The organism is Paraburkholderia fungorum (assembly GCF_046026025.1).
GTDB classification, from domain to species: domain Bacteria; phylum Pseudomonadota; class Gammaproteobacteria; order Burkholderiales; family Burkholderiaceae; genus Paraburkholderia; species Paraburkholderia fungorum_E.
On sequence record NZ_JAQQFL010000002.1, the window covers coordinates 114,997 to 132,940 of the forward strand.

Below are 17,944 nucleotides of genomic sequence, written 5' to 3' on the forward strand. Positions count from 1 at the left end.
AAAAGAAGTCCCCTTAGGGGACACCCCGCAGTCTGCGCAGCAACACCGTGCATGCCGGCAACCCGACTACCGGGTCGCCAAACGCGCAATCAAGGCACCGTCGCTGCGCGTACAACGAATCAGAAGTGGAGGAGTTCATGGAAGGCTTTATCACTGACTGGCTGAATCTGGCATTGCGCTGGTTTCACGTCATCGTCGCCATCGCCTGGATCGGCGAATCGTTCTATTTCGTCGCGCTCGACAACAGCCTGAAACCGCCTACGGACCCGAACCAGCGCAAGCGCGGTGTATTCGGCGAGTTGTGGCACGTGCACGGCGGCGGCTTCTACAACATGCAGAAGTACACCGTCGCACCGCCGGAAATGCCGGACGACCTGCACTGGTCCAAGTGGCCGTCGTACACCACGTGGCTGTCGGGCGCGAGCCTCTTCACGGTGCTGTATCTGATGTCGCCGTCCACCTACCTGATCGACAAGAACGTGCTCGACATGGGTCCGGTGGTCGCGGTTGCTTCGGCACTCGGCTTCCTCGCCGCGGGCTGGATCGTCTATGACTCGCTGTGCCGCCTCCTCGGCAATAAGGACAAGGTGCTCGGCATCTGCGTCGGCGTTTATGTGGTGATTGCGGCGTACCTGGCGTGCCATATTTTTGCGGGCCGCGCGGCTTACCTGATCATGGGCGCGATGCTGGCCACGATCATGTCGGCGAACGTGTTCTTCGTGATCATCCCGGGTCAGCGCAAGATGGTTGCCTCGATGCTCAAGGGCGAAACGCCGAATCCGATTTACGGCAAGCGCGGCAAGCAGCGTTCGGTGCACAACACGTATTTCACGCTGCCGGTGGTGTTCGCGATGCTGTCGAACCACTACGCGATGACGTACACGAATCAGTACAACTGGGTCGTGCTCCTGATGATCATGCTGGCCGGCGCGCTGATTCGCCAGTTCTTCGTGATGCGTCACCGTGGCCAGGTGCTGTGGTATCTGCCGCTGGTTGGTATCGTGCTGATGTTCGCCGCCCTCTTCTCGACAATGCCGAAGCCGATCGTGCCGCAAGCGCAAGCCGCGAACGCGCCGAAGGTCACAGTGGCTGAGATTGCGCCGGTGCTGCAACAACGCTGCGTGGCATGCCACTCCGCCCATCCGACAATGATGGGCAGCGCGCCGGCTGGCGTATTGCTGGACACGCCGGACGAAATCTCGCAGAACGCACAGCGGATCTATCAGCAGGCGGTGACGTTGAAGGCGATGCCGCTGGGCAACGTCACGCACATGACCGACGACGAGCGGATGAAGATCGCCGCGTGGTTCGAAGGCGGTGCGGTGAAGTAATGAACCGGCCGGGCGTGTTGCCCGGCTTGGCAAAGCAGCATGAAGCGGGCTTTTCGCGTGAGCGGGAAGCCCGCTTTTTTGTTGATCGTTCGGTTCGAATGGTTTATCAGAACGACAAGGCAAATTGTAGCCCATGAGACACAAAATCAATGATATTCGATAAAATGTAGCCCATGAGACACAAAATCATAAAAATGAATTGTGTCTTATGGGCTACAATATCACCAATACTTTCCAATTTGACGCCCTGGGGCTACAAATGACCAATCTCGCTGACGTATCGGACATGTTGAAGGCCGTTCGGCGCGAAAGCCATCTGTCGCAAGAGGAATTGGCGCGCCGCGCAGGCGTCGCCCGTACCACTGTCGCGCGCATGGAAACGCTCGCCAAAAACGATATGAGCGTGTCGGTACTCGTGCGCCTGCTCGAAGCGGCCGGCTACGACCTCAAGTTCGTCGAGCACGGTCACGGGAGAACGCTCGACGATATCCTGGCTGAACAACGCATGCCGGACGCGGACGCATGAGGCTCGACGTTCAGGTACTGGGCAAGCACGTCGCTACGCTATTTCGCGAGCGCGACGACTACGTCCTCAAATACGACCGTAACGCGACGGCGGCCGACTTCGTCAGTCTGACCATGCCGGTACGCGAAGAAGCCTGGCGCTGGCCACGCGACCTGCATCCGTTTTTTCGCCAGAACCTGCCAGAAGGCTATCTGCTGAATCTGATCCGCGAGCAATTCGGCCCTCTGCTCGACGGCACCGATCTGTCGCTGCTTGCCGTAGTCGGCGCCATGGGAATTGGCCGCGTCACCGTGACGCCCGAAGGCGTCGTGCCCGGCACCGATCTGCAAGCGCTAGATGTGCGGGATATCCTGCACGGCGACAACACCGCCGAACATTTCGCTTCGCTGGTGCGCGAATATGCGCGCGCGGCCATCTCGGGCGCCGTGCCGAAATTCATCGCGCCGCAGGCCGAAGCTTCCGGCGCGTCCGTGCCGATGCCGCTCGGCAAACCAACAATCCGAACGAGCCGCCACATCGTCAAAGGTTCCGACGACAATACGCCGTTTCTCGGCTTCAACGAGTTCTACTCGATGCGCGTGCTCGAACGGCTCGGCGTAGCGCCGGTCGCGCGCACGCAGATGTCGGACGATGGGCGCGCGTTGATCGTCGAGCGTTTCGACGTGGATGCGCATGGACTGCCCGCCTACGGCGTGGAAGACATGTGCGGTCTATTGGGCTTGCCACCGCACGAAAAATACAATTCGACCAGCGAAAAGATGCTCAAGGCCGCACGTGCCTACCTGCTCGATCGCGACAGCATGCGGCAGCAATTCGAGCATCTCGGCTGGCACTTGCTGACGAACTACGTCGTGCGCAACGCGGACTGCCACACCAAGAATGTCGCGTTGTTTTACACGTCCGTGGACGACGTCGCGTTTACGCCCGTCTACGACATCGTCACGACGCAGGCTTATCCGCGTTTCGCGGCCAATCCGCCGGGCCTGCCGATCGACGGACGTAAAACCTGGGCGGCCGGCAAAACGCTCGAACGATTTTTCAATACGCGCATGGGAATCGCACCGCGGCAATACGCGCAGATGGTCGAAGCATTGTGCGACTCGGCCGTCGCCGTCGGTCACGAGTTGATTGAAGCGGCGCGCAACGAGCCGCAGTGGCGCAACGTCGCCAAGCAGATGCTGCATGCGTGGGACGACGGTATGTCGACATTGCGATCGCCTAAGAAGAGCTTGCAATTCAAGGGGCTCAAACCGGCAATCGAAGCGGCGGGATTTTCCGCACCGGAGCCGGCCGAACATGCGCGTGAAGTCATCGGGCGTTCACCGCTTCTCAGCAAGCGAAACTGACCGGCGAGATTGCGCCCTGCGGCGTGGTGGTCCGCGAATGAAAAAGCCCACAGCATGACACTGTGGGCTTTTTTATAATCAAGCTGCTCAACGTAGTCGCTGAAGCAACCTAAGGCAACCTAAAGCAACGACCTCAAACGCTCACCGCGCTCAATGCGTCTTCAGTGAGCCAGAGCGACTCGGCCAGATCCAGCTCGTTCAGGTTGAGTCCGTCGCCGCCACGATCGACGACGATAAAGTCGCTCACGTCGCCCAATGCGATCAGCGGATGGTGCCAGACACCCTTCGCATAGTTCACACCCTGCCAGCCGCTCGTCACGAACGCGCGGATCTGTTGCGGGTTCAACTCGCCCGCCGGCGCCACGACCACCAGATACGGCTTGTCGTTCAACGGCACGAAGGCCTGGCTGCCCAGCGGATGCCGTTCGAGCATTTTCACCTCGAACGGCAACGTGCGCGGCTGCCCGCGAAACAGATTCACCAGCGTGCGGCCGCTCTCGTCGGTCACGTCCACTTTCGCAAGATCGTGATAGCGGATCGTGGTGCCGAGATTGATCGGAATCTGCTTCGCGCCTTCGAGTTCGATCACGTCGCCGAACGCGGCGAACGCTTCCTTCGTCAAGGGTTCGATGGCCAGCGTTTTCATGATGCGAGTGTGCCCCACAGACGCAGACGCGACACGCCGCCGTCCGGAATGATGTTGAAGCGCACGTGCGTGACCGGGCCCAATGCCGCGATTTCGCTTTCAAAGTAGTGCTGGTTGTCCATCTTCAGCTTCTGTTCGCCCAGCAGCACCGGCCAGAACATGGCTTGCGTGATCAGCGAGCTGTCCGTGCCGCCCGTTACATACGCGGCCTGGATCGAACAACGATCCGGATAGTTGCCCTTGAAGTGAGCCGTATCGACTTCGATCTTCCTGATCACACCCGGTTGCGCCAGCGCGACGATCGCCCAGTCGTTGCCCGGTTCACGGCGGCGGCGCGTTTCCCAGCCGTCGCCCATGTTCACGCCGCGGCCCGGCATCAGGATCGTCGATGCAGCGCCGAAGTGCTGGTTATTTGCCGCGACCAGATACGCGCCGTTTTCCATCGCGGCCAGATCGAACTGCTCCGTGCGGCTTGCGCCGGCCCAGTCCACTTGCGGCTGGCCATACACACGCAGACGCGCAATACCGCCGTCCGGGTAGATATTCACGCGCAGGTGCGTATAAGCGTTCGCGTCGCTGACTTCGTGATAGTGGTGACTGTTGCCTTGCAGCGTGGTCGACGGGACGATTTCGGTCCATTGCGTCGACTGGTTCGGCACGCCGTCTACAACGCGCGCAGCCTCAACCGACGCTGCCGGCGGAAAGTTGCCCGTGAAGTGGCTGGTGTCGAGGTCGAGCCCCTTGATCACGCCCGGACGCGCGAGCTTCACGACGCACCAGTCGTAACCGTTGGCGCGCTTGCGGCGCGTTTCCCAGCCGTCCATCCACTTGCCGTTGTCGTCGTACTTGCCCGGAATGAAGACGGCCGGCTCCGGATTCAGCATACGTTCCTTCGGTGCGAAGAAATCGTCGCTGGCCTCGAGGGCCTGCGCGCCCAGACGCGGGTCCGCCAGATTCACATAGCGGCGCGTGAATTCCGGTGCGTTGGGGTCGAGAATCGGGAGTGCCATCTTTGTCTTCCTTGATGTTTGTTGGTACTGAAAAAACGTTTCAATTCGAAGTCCGCGACGCGTGGTGAAAACCTTACGCGTCGATCAGGTCGTCGAGTCGGAAACGCGCGATACGGTAGATCTGATCGAGGCTGGCGCGAAGTTCATCCGCGCGGCTGTTGTTCACGCGCGCCTCGAAGTTCGCGATGATGCCGTGGCGGTCATAACCGCGCACCGCAAGGATGAACGGAAAACCGAACTTCTCACGATAAGCGCTGTTCAGCGCGACCAGCCTGTCGAATTCTTCCTGCGTGCACTGGGCCAAGCCCGCGCCGCTCTGCTCACGTGTGGATTCGGCCGTCAGCTCGCCACGCACCGCGGCCTTACCGGCGAGCTCCGGGTGGGCGTTGATCAAGGCCAGTTGCTTCACTTCACCGGCAGTCTCGACGATGTTCGACATCTTGGTATGCAGCTCGCCGATGCTGGCAAACGGCCGTTGCTGCGCGGCGATTTCCGCGACCCACGGCGAGTGCTCGAAAATGCCCGACAGCGCTGCGACGAACGCGTCGGTCGAGGTGCGGTTGAGTTGGTCCAGAGTGTATTGCATCGCCTTCATGCCGCTGCCCCGCGGTTGTTTTGTTGGTAAGGGTGATGTTCGCGCCAGTGCCGCGCGATATCGACGCGACGCGTCACCCACACGCGATCGTGCTGCTCGATATGGTCGAGAAAACGTTGCAATGCGCGGAAGCGCCCCGGGCGGCCGAGCAGACGGCAGTGCATGCCGATCGACAGCATTTTCGGTGCTTCGTCGCCCTCTTCGTACAGCACGTCGAATGCGTCGCGCAGGTACGTGAAAAAATGGTCGGCGGTATTGAAGCCTTGCGGGCTCGCAAAGCGCATATCGTTCGTGTCTAGCGTGTACGGCACGATCAGTTGCGGGCTCTTTGCACCGCCCGTCACCTCGACATCCATCCAGAACGGCAGATCGTCGCCGTAGTAATCCGAGTCGTACAGAAAGCCGCCGTGTTCGGCGACCAGACGATGCGTATTGGGACTGTCGCGGCCGGTATACCAGCCGAGCGGCCGTTCGCCGGTGATACGCTCGATCGCTTCCATACCGAGACGCATGTGTTCCGCTTCTTTTTCCGGCGACACGTCCTGGTAGTGAATCCAGCGATAGCCGTGGCACGCGATCTCATGACCGAGTTCCACGAAGGCCCGCCCCAGATCAGGATGTCGTTCGATCGCCATGCCGACGCCGAACACCGTGAGCGGCAGGCCGCGCTTTTCGAATTCGCGAAGAATGCGCCACACGCCCGCGCGCGAGCCGTATTCGTAGATCGACTCCATGCTCATGTGACGCGCCGGATAGGACGCGGCGCCAACGATTTCCGACAGAAACTGCTCCGAGCCCGGATCTCCGTGCAGTACGCAGTTTTCACCGCCCTCTTCGTAGTTCAGGACAAATTGCACCGCGACACGCGCTCGACCCGGCCAGTTCGCCTGCACCGGGTGGCGGCCGTAGCCGATCAGATCGCGTGGATAGTTCGAGTCGAGTGGCATGGTTTAACGAAAGCGTGATGACGGTACGTAAAATTCGCAGGGAACTCACGTGACAGGCACGTCGGGTTTGCGTGCGCTCAGCGTGTGTTTGCGAATGTTTGTGCGTATTTGCGTGTTACGGATGCCGGCGCGGGAGGAAACAACCCACAACAGCGGCACCAGAAGCAGCAGCAAAATAGCGTCGAGGTACCAGCGCCGAGTGGGACCAGTGTAGCGAAAACACCCGGGTGCGCCCATACACCCGGGCAGATAGTGCGTGTCAGACTGGATGTATGTGCAAAGCCGCCTCCAGCGGGCGTTCCGTGGTGTTTACCCGAAGTAAACCGGTCGAATTTGCACTTTCCGCGGCGCTTAGGTTCAAATCGCGACGCGGCGCAAGATTTGGGTCCGCATCGGCCGGACTGAAGGCTTCCAGCGCGCCGTCATAGCGCTTGGCTAGCGGCCGGGCGTAGTCACCTCGCTTGGCCGTCGACAAGCGCAGCGCGACCAGTGCCTCTGTCCATTTGAGTGCCGCCGTCACGCCCTCGATCACCGGCGCGCCCAAGGCATCTTCGATCTCCGCGCACAATTCGGCCATGCCGGCGCAACCGAGCACGATCGCGTCCGAACCGTCCTCCTCCAGCGCGCGCCGGCATTCGTCGAGGATGATGCGGCGCGCCGCCGAACCCGGCTTATCCAGGTCCAGCACGGCAACATCGGTGGCGCGCACGTTGCGGCAAAAGCGCTTCATGCCATAGCGCTCGGCGAGATGCCAGGCCATGCCGCAGGTGCGTGCCAGCGTGGTCACCACCGAAAACCCCGGTGCCAGCACGCTCGCGGCATGCATCGCAGCTTCGGCGATGCCGATCACCGGCCCGCGCGCCAACTCGCGTGCCGCGTACAAACCGGGGTCGCCAAAGCAGGCGATCACGTAACCATCGCAGCCCTCGCGCTCACCGGCGAGAATCTCGCCCAGCAAGCCGGGGGTCGCGAGCGCTTCGTCGTAATAGCCCTCGATCGACGGCGGCCCCATCGTCGGATTGACCGCGATCACCTCGGTGCCGGGGGCGGCGACTTCACGCGCGCAACGGCCCATCGCTTCGGTCATGCGTTGCGTCGTATTCGGATTGATCAGTTTGATGCGCATATCGACTCCTGTTGCAGCACTGGCTCAGCGAGCGAGCACACGGTAGAACACGGCACCCAATGCCGCGCCGATAAACCACGAGAAATTGGCGAGCCCATCGAGCCCCGGCACCATCACGCAGATTACGGCGATGAGCGCAGCCGGCAACAAGGCAGCCACGGCGCGGTAGTTGACACCGTTGCTGTACCAGTACGAGCCGCTTGGCGAGACCGAGTAGAGATCATCAAGCACGATCTTTTGACGTTTCACGAGAAAGTAGTCAACGATCAGGACACCATACAAAGGTCCAATGAAACTACCGAGCACGTCGAGGGTGTAGTGAATCACCGCCGGATTGTTGAACAGATTCCACGGCGTGATGAAGATCGATGCCACCGCCGCGAGCATGCCGCCCGCGCGCCAGCTGATCAGACGCGGTGCGACATTCGAAAAATCGAAAGCCGGTGACACGAAGTTAGCGACGATGTTGATGCCGATGGTCGCGATCGTGAAGGTCAATGCCCCGAGAATGACCGCGGTCGGATAGTCGATGTGGCCCACCGTTTCGACCGGGTCCGTAATGAGTTGGCCGAACACCGGCAGCGTGGCTGCCGTCGTCACCACCGTCACCAGCGAAAAGGCGAGGAAGTTGACCGGCAGCCCCCAGAAGTTGCCCCGCTGCACACTGCGAAAACTTTTACCGTAGCGCGAAAAGTCGCCGAAATTCAGCATCGGTCCGGAGAAGTACGACACCACCAGCGAGATTGCCGTGATCATTACCGGCACCACTTCCATGCCGTGATACTTAACACCGCCCAGGTTGATCCCGATGTTTCGCCATCCTGCGCGATACACCATGTAGCCGGCAAGGATGAACATCACCACATAGACCGCGGGACCAGCGAAGTCGATGAACTTCTTGATGGTTTCCATGCCGTGCCAGAATACCAGCGCCTGCAATACCCACAGCAGCATGAACCCCGCCCAGCCCAGGGTGGAGAGACCCATGAAACCGTGGTGATGCACATCCGCGTACGGCAACAGTTGCGGGACGAACTTCAGCACCACGATCACCAGCGCGCTCGACGCCAGATAAGTCTGGATTCCGTACCATGCGACTGCGATCAAACCGCGAATCACCGCGGGAATATTCGCGCCGAGCACACCGAACGTCGCGCGGCAAGCGACCGGATAAGGCACGCCGTTCGCCTGACTCGGCTTGGCAATCAGGTTGCAGAGCAGGTTGACGATCGTAATACCGACCAGCAGCGCGATCAGCACCTGCCAGCTCGTCAGCCCAAGCGCAAACAGACTGCCCGCGAATACATAGCCGCCGACACTGTGCACGTCCGACATCCAGAACGCAAAGATGTTGTAGGCGCCCCAGGTTTGATGGCGCAGTGGCGCGAGGTCTTCGTTGTATAGCCGCTCGCTGTAGCCCGCGGGTATCGGCGGATCGCTGGGCGCGTCTGCGTGGGCGGAAACTGCGGAAATTGCGGGACTGCCTGGCGCTGCACTGAACTGGGCCATGATTCCTCCTTGGGATAGGGACCGTCGATAGCAAATCGAAGGACTTTGCATCGGCCATGCCAGTCGTCCTCTTCTTCCCGATCGGGAAACAGAAGGTTCTAGCCAACTGGTTGACCACGCCGCGGCTGTCTCCGTACTTGATGTACTTTTGCTTATCGCATCGCCTATAGCCGCGGATTCCCGGCGATGCGTTACTACTTCAAGACCGTCATCCCGTAACGGCCACGCGTGCACAAGCCGGCAGCGCTCATGTCGAGCCGCCTTGCAACGCCTGATTCGATTCAGTTCAGTTCAGTTCAGTGCAGCGCGTACCAGCAACGAGTGCGCACCGGCCGCTTGCCTCAGTCTGGCGCGGACTTGGTCCTGGGTGCTTCCTTCGCTGCGCCGTTCAATGCGCCGAAAACTTCGTGCAGATCGGCCGCGCCACGCACGGGGCGCTCCAGCATCTTCAACTCGACGCTTTGCAAATGGCGCGACATCAGTGCCGCCGCCTCTTTGGCATCGCCGGCGTCGAGCGCGGCAAGAATCGCTTCATGGTCTTCGAACGAGCAAGGGCTGCGTCCGAGCGACTCGTACAGCGCGGAAATCAGCGTGGAGCGCGCCACCAGTCCATTCAGGCAATCGCACAGCACGGTGTTGCCGGTGAGTCCGGCCAGCTCGGTATGGAATTCGCCCGACAAACGAATCCACGCCGGAAAATCACGTGTTTCGAACGCTTTGCGTTCGCGGCCAATCATGCTGCCGATGCTCTTCAAACGGCGCATGCCATGACCGCCGCAAATCTTTTCAACCACGGCCAGTTCGATGATCCGGCGCATTTCGAACACCTCATGCACTTCTTGCAGCGACGGACTGGCAACAAACGCGCCACGATTCGGTTCCAGGTCGACGAGGTGGTCAGTCGCCAGTTGGGCGAGCGCCTGCCGGATCGGACCTCGCTTCACGCCGAATACTTCGCACAACTGTGCTTCTGTCAACTTGGCGCCAGGTGCCAGACGATGCTCGAGAATCGCGGCGCGGATGCGCTCGACGATCGCTTCGGGCTTCGAACCATTGGCTGCGGCGGAGTCTTTGTCGGACATGATGTTCGTCTCGGTATGGTGGTAATCATAGAATGGACATAAAAATTGTCAACAATTTTTGCCATTAATTTCGACAATCCGGATGGCTGGAGTGATGCTGAACGTCAGCGGATACGGCGCACAGGCCCTTCTGAACTTCACTACGAGTTTAATTAATGTAAGCGACGGCCGTCTATGGCAAGCTGATTTTGTCAACAAAGTGAAGAACTATATGCGACGGGTCCGCCAGGAGGCGCCTTGAAAAATTGACAGTTAGTTGCGTTATTGACTCAAAAAAAAGCGGGCAAACGCCCGCCTCCCTGCCTCACGCCGCTTCAGGCGAGGGTCGGATAGCCTGACACCATCAGTTTGAATCCGTGCGCGTTGGCGACGAGGTGCGCGTCCGCGCCAACCGGCAACGTCAGCATGTTAGGAATATGGCCGAATTGCAGACCGGTAATCACCGGAATCCCGATCACCGACCTCACCTGCTCGATCATCGTGTGCAAGTCGTAGCCGTTGTCGTATTCGTACTGTTTGCTGCCGGAGAAATCGCCAAGCACAAGCGCCTGCTGCTGCGCGAGGATACCTGACAGGTGCAGCTGATAAAGCATCCGCTCAAGCCGGAACGGCTGCTCGTTGACGTCTTCGAGGAACAGAATGCCACCCTGCACCGGTGGCATGTACGGCGTGCCGATCAGCGATGTCAGCACCGCCAGATTGCCACCCCACAGCGTGCCCGTCACGTCGGCAGTCTGCGCTTGCGGCACATTGCTCATTACCGTCATGGTCGGATTGCTTAGCGCGGACCAGAAGTGCTGCATGGTGAACTGGCTCAGTTCCTCCGCGCCGAAGTCGCTCAACAGCATCGGGCCACCGAATGTCTTCACGCCCGCGCGTGCCAGCAAAGCAAGCTGCACTGCGGTGAAGTCACTATGGCCCACCAACGCGACCGGCTGACCGGTCAACCGGCGTTGCAGTCCTTCGTAGTCGAGACCGTGCAGTATGCGCGCCGCACCGTAGCCACCACGCACGGCCAGCACGACGTCCGGCAACGCCCGCGACGGATCGGCCAGCCGGTTCAGATCGGCGGCACGCTCGCCGTCGGTGCCGGCGAAGCGCAGGTAGCGGCGCTTTGTTACCTCCACACCTTCGACGCGATGCCCCTGCTCGTGCAAGCGGTGCAATGCGCGATGCAACACCTCGGAATCGTGCGGATAGCCGGACGGCGCAATCAGCTCAATGGTGCGATGAACGGTCATTGGCAAGACCTGTTGGACGTTGTTGTTTTAGAGCGGCTCAGCCGACCCCGGTTTGCTGTGTGCTGTGGCGTGCGCGTCGAGGTGTGCTTCAACATGCGCTTCGTTGCCTGTTTCAGCGCGCGCCTCCGGCCGTGCTTCGCCGCCTGCTGCGGTTTGCGCTTCGCCCCGTGCCGCCGCGCGTGCTTCACGGCTTGCGCGCCGCCGGTCCGCAAAAAACGATTTGAGCGCGGCACCGCATTCGGTTTCGAGTACGCCGCCGGTCACCGTGGTGTGATGATTCAACTGCGGATTCGAGAATGCATCGACGACACTGCCGCACGCCCCGGTTTTCGGATCGCGCGCCCCGAACACGACGCGTGCGATACGCGCATGCATGATCGCGCCGGCGCACATCAGGCAGGGTTCCAGCGTCACATAGAGTTCGCAGCCCGGCAGACGGTAGTTTTCGACAGCTTGCGCAGCCGCGCGCAACGCGATCATTTCCGCATGCGCCGAGGGGTCGTGAGCACCGATCGGATGATTAAATCCCGTGGCGATCACCTGGTCGCCACGCACGAGTACCGCGCCCACGGGCACTTCGCCAGCTGCGCGAGCTTCTTCGGCGGCGGCCTGGGCGAGCGCCATGAAGCGGCGATCGCGCTCGGGGAAAGACGGCGCGGGAGATGCGTCTGAATTAAGCGTGTCGACCGGCGTAGCGGCGACAACGGTTAGCGCCGGGTCACTCGCCGTGGATGCGGGCACGTCTGGGGCAACAGATCCGGCCTGAGGCGCTGGCAATATAGCCGCCTCTGCCGACTCAGGGTATTCGACGGACTCCGGACCTGGCGCGGCGGAGTGGACAAGCGGCTCGCTCACCGCGGACCCGCATCGGCCATATTGAGGTTGCCGGCGCGCTCCGAAAGCCGCTCGGCAATGCGACGGCAGTATTCGCGCGGCAAGACCAGCGGGCCGCCGCGCAGCGATTCAAGTGCCATATCCAGCGCCAGCATGCGCGCCTGGAGACGGCAGCGGGTGGCGGGGTCGCTCACGGCATTCAACTCCGCTTGCAGGTCGCGCAAGGCGCGCAACTGCTCGACAGCCGGCGGCACGAAACCCGCATTTTTCAAAATCCGGTTGGCGACACGCACTTCCTCCGGGACCAGTACATCGTCCTCCAGGGGCAGCGGCGCACCCGCGCCCGGCAAATCGTCGAATTCGCCGCGCGCGGCTGCGGCGGCAATACGCTGTTCGACTAACGCATCAAGCAATTTCATCTGCAGTCCACTACGTTGCGGCCTAGGCATTCTATCAGGGAGCGCGCGACGGTTCCGGCAGTCTGACCGACGAATCCTCCTGGTTTTCAGATTTTGCGTATTTTAGGGACGCATAACGTGGCTTAGGCTGGGAGGTTCGCGGCCGCGCCACTTTCTGCCCGCCGGAACCAACAAAAACCTTTCGATCAACAGCACGACTCGTTTCGTTACGCGTCGCTTATCGTGCCCAACTACGCCATGCAATCAGGAATGACCGACCACCGCCTTGACAACTCAGGTTCCGCTTGTACCGCGAGCAACCGTCCCAGACTTGCTGCATGCCCTGCCCGCGCCGGACTGCGCGTTCTCAAAACTCGTCTGCGTGCAACGGTGGCGGTTGTTGCGATGTCGGTCGCCCTATCAGGCTGCGGCGTATTCTGCGGCGGTGGGGGCGGAAGCGGTGGTGGCTTTGCCGGTGGTTGCGCGACCGGCGTGCGGTTCTAGGCACTAGCGCTTGGACGCATTGGCAGCATCCCGGCTCGAACCGTGCGCTGAGGCACTACTCCCCCGCGCCAACCAGGGGCCATCGGGCCAGCGCGATATGCCGGGTACGCCCGAGCAAACTGTGCACCAACGCAAACTCGCGCACGTTCCAGCAGACAGACTCGATAGGGCGTGTGGGCAATGGAGGCATGCCATAAGCGAGGGTAACGTGCGGGGTGTACGGTGTGCTGGGCGCCACCGTGCGATCGCCAAAACCCGCGTCCTGTAAGGCCAGTCCAAGTGTATCGTGCAACGCATGAAGTCCGACGAGCCCCTCGTCTCCGCCTAATACCAGCGGCCCTGGCCTCGGCTTCACCGCGAAGCTCACCACCTTGTCGAATTCGACAGTAAAGGGCTTCATCCTGATCGACGCGGCCGCGCGGATCGCAGCATCAACACGTGCCTGCGGTAAGCCACCGGCGAAATTCCCAAGATGCAGCAGCGTGACATGCAAGCGGTTGGCCGCGAGCGGCTTGCTCTTCGAGCGCGTTTCCCCGCACAGTTGCTGCGCGAGCTTCGCAATGCCGGTCGCCGTGTTGGTATCGGGAAAGACCGCGAAAAAGAGCCCGTCTGTCGGCGTTGGCGGCGCCTCTAGCCCAGGTAACCAGAGTTGTTCAGGCATGTTGCGCCAGAATGGATAACACAGACATTTAGACGAATCTCCTCTTATCGATACCGGCCGGCCCACGCATCCGAAACTTCTCATAACTCGACGGAGCGAGGTTCGGCACGCCCCGTTTCCCAACAAAATGTGCACTCACTACCTACGCCAAACACTGTATATTCATACAGTATAAATGGCAACTTGGAATTGCTCAGGAAGCCGCAAATACCGCCCGACGTAGCGGAATACCACCAGGCTGTTGAGCATGCCGGCACATTTAAATAAGGGCGCCGTAGCGCCCTCTTCCATACAGTCAAATCGTTCCCGGAGGTTGGTGAAGCACCTATCGAAGCGAGTCCAGTGTTGCCTCCTTCGCAGGTAACAACAAACGCTTAGCGCGTAGGCAAAACGGCAACACCCACAACCGCAACCCGCTAATCTTGGGAAACTCAAAAACAGGCAGTGGCTGGTCAAAGGCAGCCGTCCTGGGATAGATCAGTACAACATCGCCCTGCCCATTCAGGTAGCTCTGCCCGTAAGCCTGTAACTGGTAAAAATCGCGCTGCGATAAACCGTACTTCTCCGCCCCGTTTGCTTTCAAAACATCCAGCAATTTCCACTTGGTATCCAGCACGAGAATATCGCGGCTGGCATTGCGAACGAGTAGATCCGGCTTCAACTGAAACCAGTGCTGCTCCCGATGACGCACCAGATGATGGCTGCGGGCCTGAGTCTTCAGTATCAGTGGCCGCGACAACTGTCGCGCGAGATGTTTTGCAACAAATGCCTCGAATACCCCCTCCATCGGGAACAGCAGCGACGGTGCCTTGTGGCCGCCCGCTCCTGTCAGGGGCGCCGCCTCCTCCAGGAGCAGGCGTGCCCAAGCCATGGCATCCGAGTAATAGCCCATACCCCGGTCCAGCCGAACTCGCTGAAAATCGAAGCGTGGTTGAGTTGAAGCCGGAACATCCGCAAACACGAAATCCAGTTCACGGGCCAACTGCTGGTTGGCCTGTGACACCGACAATGTCAGCACGCGGCCCAATGCGGCGCGAAGCAAACGGTTTTCTGGGCGGTCTGTCGAGAACTCATCATGCGCCGTAAAAAAACGATCGGCCCGATGGAGGTTTTGTCGCAAATGCGGTGCGATCAGCAGCTTGCCACGCAGCGCAAACAGATTGTCTTGCCGGGCGACGTAGTCGCTGCGCAGACCTCGCTTGACAATATGTTCTACCGTGCGCAGGAACTCAGCGATAAAGATCTCCATCAGTGGCATACGCACCGCCATGAGCTTGGCGCTGTCCGTCTGAACGTGCCGGAAACCTTGAAGGCAGCAGAGCATGTCGATCAAAAGCTGGCGCGCCTCTACCGCACCACCGCTGATCGCCTTGCCGACCTTGGGCAGCACCTCGATCTGGTAACCATTCGGCGCGCGGATCACACCGACAAAACTGGTGACTTGAACCACACGGCGTCCGCGCCGATGGTTCAAGCGCAGCCATGCACCTTCACCCTGATCCGCTGCCTGTAGACACTGTGTCTCGAGCCACCTGAATACTCTTTCCGGAATGACGTGCAAGCACTCGCCTCCTCCGAAGTCGGGCCCGTTTGCCGCCAGCGCATCAAACTCGTAGATTGTGATGCCGCTCATCCGCTCCACCACCGATCAGGTTGACAGCGTCTGATAGATGCCGATGTAGGCATCCGGATTGGAAAAGGCAGCCTCCTGCACAACATAGCTCGGCTTTGTGCCGTAGCTTTCCAGACCGTGGTCATCACCGAACAGACGCGCCAGATCATCCTCGTGATCCGGGCTTTCGATGACAAATCTCGCCGCCTCGATCTTCTGGTTGTCCGCCAGCACAAGCCTGATCTTCTGCCAATCCTCAAAGAAATATTCTTCCAGCAGCGGCAGGATGCGCGTGCTGAACACTTGCTGCAGAGCCACCAGCCGTTCGTCCCCGTCAGGCACTTTCGCCAACGGAGTGAAGTAAGCGTGGCCAATGCAGTGATCGCGATCGTAGAGTGCCCCGACCCGTTGGTTGACGGCACTCAGTATTCTCGGAATGTCGATAATCTGTTCGCCCACCGTTACCCGCAATCCGGAGAGCGGGGCACCAGGTTCATCACGCGCATCTGGCATTACGGGTACGAACTCGAAACGTCGACGCAGCGCCGTATCGAGCAGTGCCAATGATCGATCCGCCGTATTCATTGTGCCGATGATGTCCACATTCGGCGGAACGGAAAAGATCTCTCCGGAATACGGTAGTGTCAGTGAAACAGCGTTTTCCGCACCCTCCCGCTTGTCCGGTTCGATCAGCGTAATCAGCTCACCGAATATCTTGCTGATGTTGCCCCGATTGATCTCGTCGATAACCATCGCGAAGCGCTGCTCGGGATCCAGACGCGCTCTACGGCACAGATCCTTGAACACTCCTGATCGGATCTCGTACTGAATTTCACTCGCCTCTATATCCCCGTCGAGCACCGGGCGCAGCCCTTCAACAAATTCCTCGTAACCATACGACTGATGAAAGGTAACAAAGCTATAGCGTTGCACGGCACCCATTGGCCTTGGGCCAGCTTGATAGGACTTCACTGTCTCAATGAGATCAGCACCGGTTTCCTGCCAGTCACCTGCAAACTGCCATACCGAGTCGGGTGTCTTGTCAAACACCGCCGGTGCCACGCGCTGCGCGATGTTGACGGTTCTTGATTCTTTCACCGTGTGGTGCTGCAGAGTCCCCCACAGCGTATTGCGCACATTCTTATTCCCCGACTTCGTCGCTGCAATCGCCTGAATGAACGGGTGGTCGAACAGTTGCCCGACCTTGGCATTCCCGCCAAGGTCGTAAAGTGCTGCAGCAGCCCCCTCCCACCACGTCAAGCCCGCGATACGCTCGTTGATGAACTGGTGACGCCATTCATCACGAGACAGCGTGGTCATGGACTGTTCGTACTTGCGCTTGAGCAGCCTGGACAATTCGTAAGTCTTGCCCGTCCCCGGCGGTCCATAATAAATGCGGTTGAGCGCCTGCTTGGCGGCATCCAGATCACCAGACCCTCCTTCTTCGTCTGCATCATCCGACGGCTCGGCCGGGTCGTCCTGCAACTCGTCCGGCCACAAACCCGAACGCTCGACGTCGAGCGCAAGCCAGGTATCCAGGGATTCCCGATCGGCCGCCAAGGCCGCCTCGATCCTGCTGACCTGTTCGTCCGTCAGCACTTCCCGATCGAACTTGGCCATAGCGCCCAAGGCCCGCGTCGAACTGATCTTGCAGACCCGGGTTCCCTGAATACGAGCAAGCACACCCACTGCGCGTTCGTTGCCCGGATTTTTTCGTCCAAAGCGCACTTCGATGCCCTTGCCCACATGCCACCAGTCAAGACCGGCCGCATGGACAACCCGAGCCAGCCTGCAGAAGACTGCCTTCTGCTGTGGCGACCAGGCAGCCCGGAAGGTTTTGAACGCAAGCTTGGAGTCAAAGTGCTTGAGCAGGTCTTCATCGCTCAACGCATTGCCCAGGTTGAGCATGGCTACCACCTCGTCATAACGCAGCTTGAAATTACGGATAGCCTCCACAGTCCACGCCACCAACTCAGCTAACGACTTGGACAGTCCTTTGTCCGTCGGCAATTTCGCGACGTTCAGGTTTTCGCCACCATGATCCCTTAACAGTTGCAAGTAAGTTCGGCGGATTGGGTCATCCATGGGCAAACCCACCGTCCCCAATCTGACAACGAACCCGTCGTCAGGATTCACGCTGACGGTATAGGCCAACGCGTTGGGAGCGTGCCTGGATGGATAGATGCGAACACCGATGTATCTGATGAATTTTCCATCGTGTCTGGCGAAACGGCGTGTATCAATCTGTCCTATGGGGAACAATTTCGCGTTGACCTCGCTCGCCCATGCCTCGGCCACCTCGTAAGCTCTATTAAGTTCCTCGTAGGCACGGTTCTGTTCGGGATTGGACTCATCGCGCTTTTGCCCTTTCCATTTGTTGAGCAGCTTGAAGTGGTCGCTGGTGAAATAGTCCGCCATTGTTTTTAGATCCCTTCGACATCGATTCCGTGTTCGGCCAGCCAAACCTTGCGCTGCGTGAAATCCGGCATGGCGCGCTCCACGCGCAGCCAGAACGCAGGCGTGTGGTGTGGCTCGTGCAGGTGGCGCTCCAGTTGGGGCAGAGTCAGAGGCATTGA

Annotated in this window: 17 protein-coding genes; 3 read left to right on the forward strand and 14 right to left on the reverse strand. The window is 60.0% G+C overall.

Annotation, left to right across the window (positions count from 1 at the left end; all coding sequences use genetic code 11):
- Positions 1-137 precede the first annotated feature (137 nt).
- The 3 genes from PQR67_RS02665 (at position 138) to PQR67_RS02675 (ending at position 3,203) form a co-directional block, all read left to right on the forward strand.
- Complete coding sequence (locus tag PQR67_RS02665) at positions 138-1,331, forward strand: urate hydroxylase PuuD (protein WP_408454069.1); 1,194 nt, start codon at positions 138-140, stop codon at positions 1,329-1,331.
- Between the two features lie 259 nt (positions 1,332-1,590).
- Positions 1,591-1,857, forward strand: coding sequence for a helix-turn-helix domain-containing protein (locus PQR67_RS02670; RefSeq protein WP_408454072.1), 267 nt, complete (start codon positions 1,591-1,593; stop codon positions 1,855-1,857).
- The gene (locus PQR67_RS02675; RefSeq protein WP_408454075.1) at positions 1,854-3,203 is read left to right on the forward strand and encodes a type II toxin-antitoxin system HipA family toxin; all 1,350 of its coding nucleotides are present in this window, start codon (positions 1,854-1,856) and stop codon (positions 3,201-3,203) included. Before PQR67_RS02670 ends, PQR67_RS02675 begins: the two co-directional genes overlap by 4 nt.
- Positions 3,204-3,336: 133 nt before the next feature.
- Here PQR67_RS02675 and PQR67_RS02680 read toward each other — a convergent pair whose 3' ends face one another.
- From PQR67_RS02680 to PQR67_RS02745, 14 genes are all read right to left on the reverse strand, one after another.
- Positions 3,337-3,849 (reverse strand): ureidoglycolate lyase, encoded by a 513-nt coding sequence (locus PQR67_RS02680; RefSeq protein ID WP_408454078.1) that lies wholly within the window; start codon positions 3,847-3,849, stop codon positions 3,337-3,339.
- The gene (gene alc / locus PQR67_RS02685) at positions 3,846-4,859 is read right to left on the reverse strand and encodes an allantoicase (protein WP_063495873.1); all 1,014 of its coding nucleotides are present in this window, start codon (positions 4,857-4,859) and stop codon (positions 3,846-3,848) included. Before alc ends, PQR67_RS02680 begins: the two co-directional genes overlap by 4 nt.
- A 73-nt stretch (positions 4,860-4,932) precedes the next feature.
- Positions 4,933-5,454 (reverse strand): 2-oxo-4-hydroxy-4-carboxy-5-ureidoimidazoline decarboxylase, encoded by a 522-nt coding sequence (gene uraD / locus PQR67_RS02690; RefSeq protein WP_408454081.1) that lies wholly within the window; start codon positions 5,452-5,454, stop codon positions 4,933-4,935.
- Positions 5,451-6,401 carry an allantoinase PuuE gene (gene puuE, locus PQR67_RS02695; RefSeq protein WP_408454084.1) on the reverse strand — a complete coding sequence of 317 codons (951 nt, stop codon included), beginning with the start codon at positions 6,399-6,401 and terminating at the stop codon, positions 5,451-5,453. Before puuE ends, uraD begins: the two co-directional genes overlap by 4 nt.
- 259 nt (positions 6,402-6,660) lie before the next feature.
- Positions 6,661-7,527 carry an aspartate/glutamate racemase family protein gene (locus PQR67_RS02700; RefSeq protein WP_408454088.1) on the reverse strand — a complete coding sequence of 289 codons (867 nt, stop codon included), beginning with the start codon at positions 7,525-7,527 and terminating at the stop codon, positions 6,661-6,663.
- A 24-nt stretch (positions 7,528-7,551) separates the two neighbouring features.
- On the reverse strand, positions 7,552-9,036 hold the full coding sequence (locus PQR67_RS02705; RefSeq protein WP_408454091.1) for an NCS1 family nucleobase:cation symporter-1: 1,485 nt from the start codon (positions 9,034-9,036) through the stop codon (positions 7,552-7,554).
- Between the two features lie 341 nt (positions 9,037-9,377).
- Positions 9,378-10,118, reverse strand: a complete 741-nt coding sequence (locus tag PQR67_RS02710) for a GntR family transcriptional regulator (protein ID WP_408454094.1) — start codon at positions 10,116-10,118, stop codon at positions 9,378-9,380.
- 314 nt (positions 10,119-10,432) lie between these two features.
- The gene (gene ldcA / locus PQR67_RS02715; RefSeq protein WP_408454097.1) at positions 10,433-11,359 is read right to left on the reverse strand and encodes a muramoyltetrapeptide carboxypeptidase; all 927 of its coding nucleotides are present in this window, start codon (positions 11,357-11,359) and stop codon (positions 10,433-10,435) included.
- A gap of 27 nt (positions 11,360-11,386) precedes the next feature.
- Positions 11,387-12,214, reverse strand: coding sequence for a tRNA adenosine(34) deaminase TadA (tadA, locus tag PQR67_RS02720; protein WP_408454100.1), 828 nt, complete (start codon positions 12,212-12,214; stop codon positions 11,387-11,389).
- The gene (locus PQR67_RS02725) at positions 12,211-12,612 is read right to left on the reverse strand and encodes a DnaJ family domain-containing protein (protein ID WP_408454103.1); all 402 of its coding nucleotides are present in this window, start codon (positions 12,610-12,612) and stop codon (positions 12,211-12,213) included. The genes tadA and PQR67_RS02725 overlap by 4 nt, the downstream gene beginning before the upstream one ends.
- 538 nt (positions 12,613-13,150) lie before the next feature.
- Positions 13,151-13,756, reverse strand: a complete 606-nt coding sequence (locus PQR67_RS02730; RefSeq protein WP_408454106.1) for a 2'-5' RNA ligase family protein — start codon at positions 13,754-13,756, stop codon at positions 13,151-13,153.
- A 325-nt stretch (positions 13,757-14,081) separates the two neighbouring features.
- Positions 14,082-15,389: an McrC family protein gene (locus tag PQR67_RS02735; protein ID WP_408454109.1), complete on the reverse strand. Its 1,308-nt coding sequence runs from the start codon at positions 15,387-15,389 to the stop codon at positions 14,082-14,084.
- A gap of 15 nt (positions 15,390-15,404) precedes the next feature.
- Positions 15,405-17,786, reverse strand: coding sequence for an McrB family protein (locus tag PQR67_RS02740; RefSeq protein ID WP_408454112.1), 2,382 nt, complete (start codon positions 17,784-17,786; stop codon positions 15,405-15,407).
- 5 nt (positions 17,787-17,791) lie between these two features.
- Positions 17,792-17,941: a YgjP-like metallopeptidase domain-containing protein gene (locus tag PQR67_RS02745; protein WP_408454115.1), complete on the reverse strand. Its 150-nt coding sequence runs from the start codon at positions 17,939-17,941 to the stop codon at positions 17,792-17,794.
- Positions 17,942-17,944 lie beyond the last annotated feature (3 nt).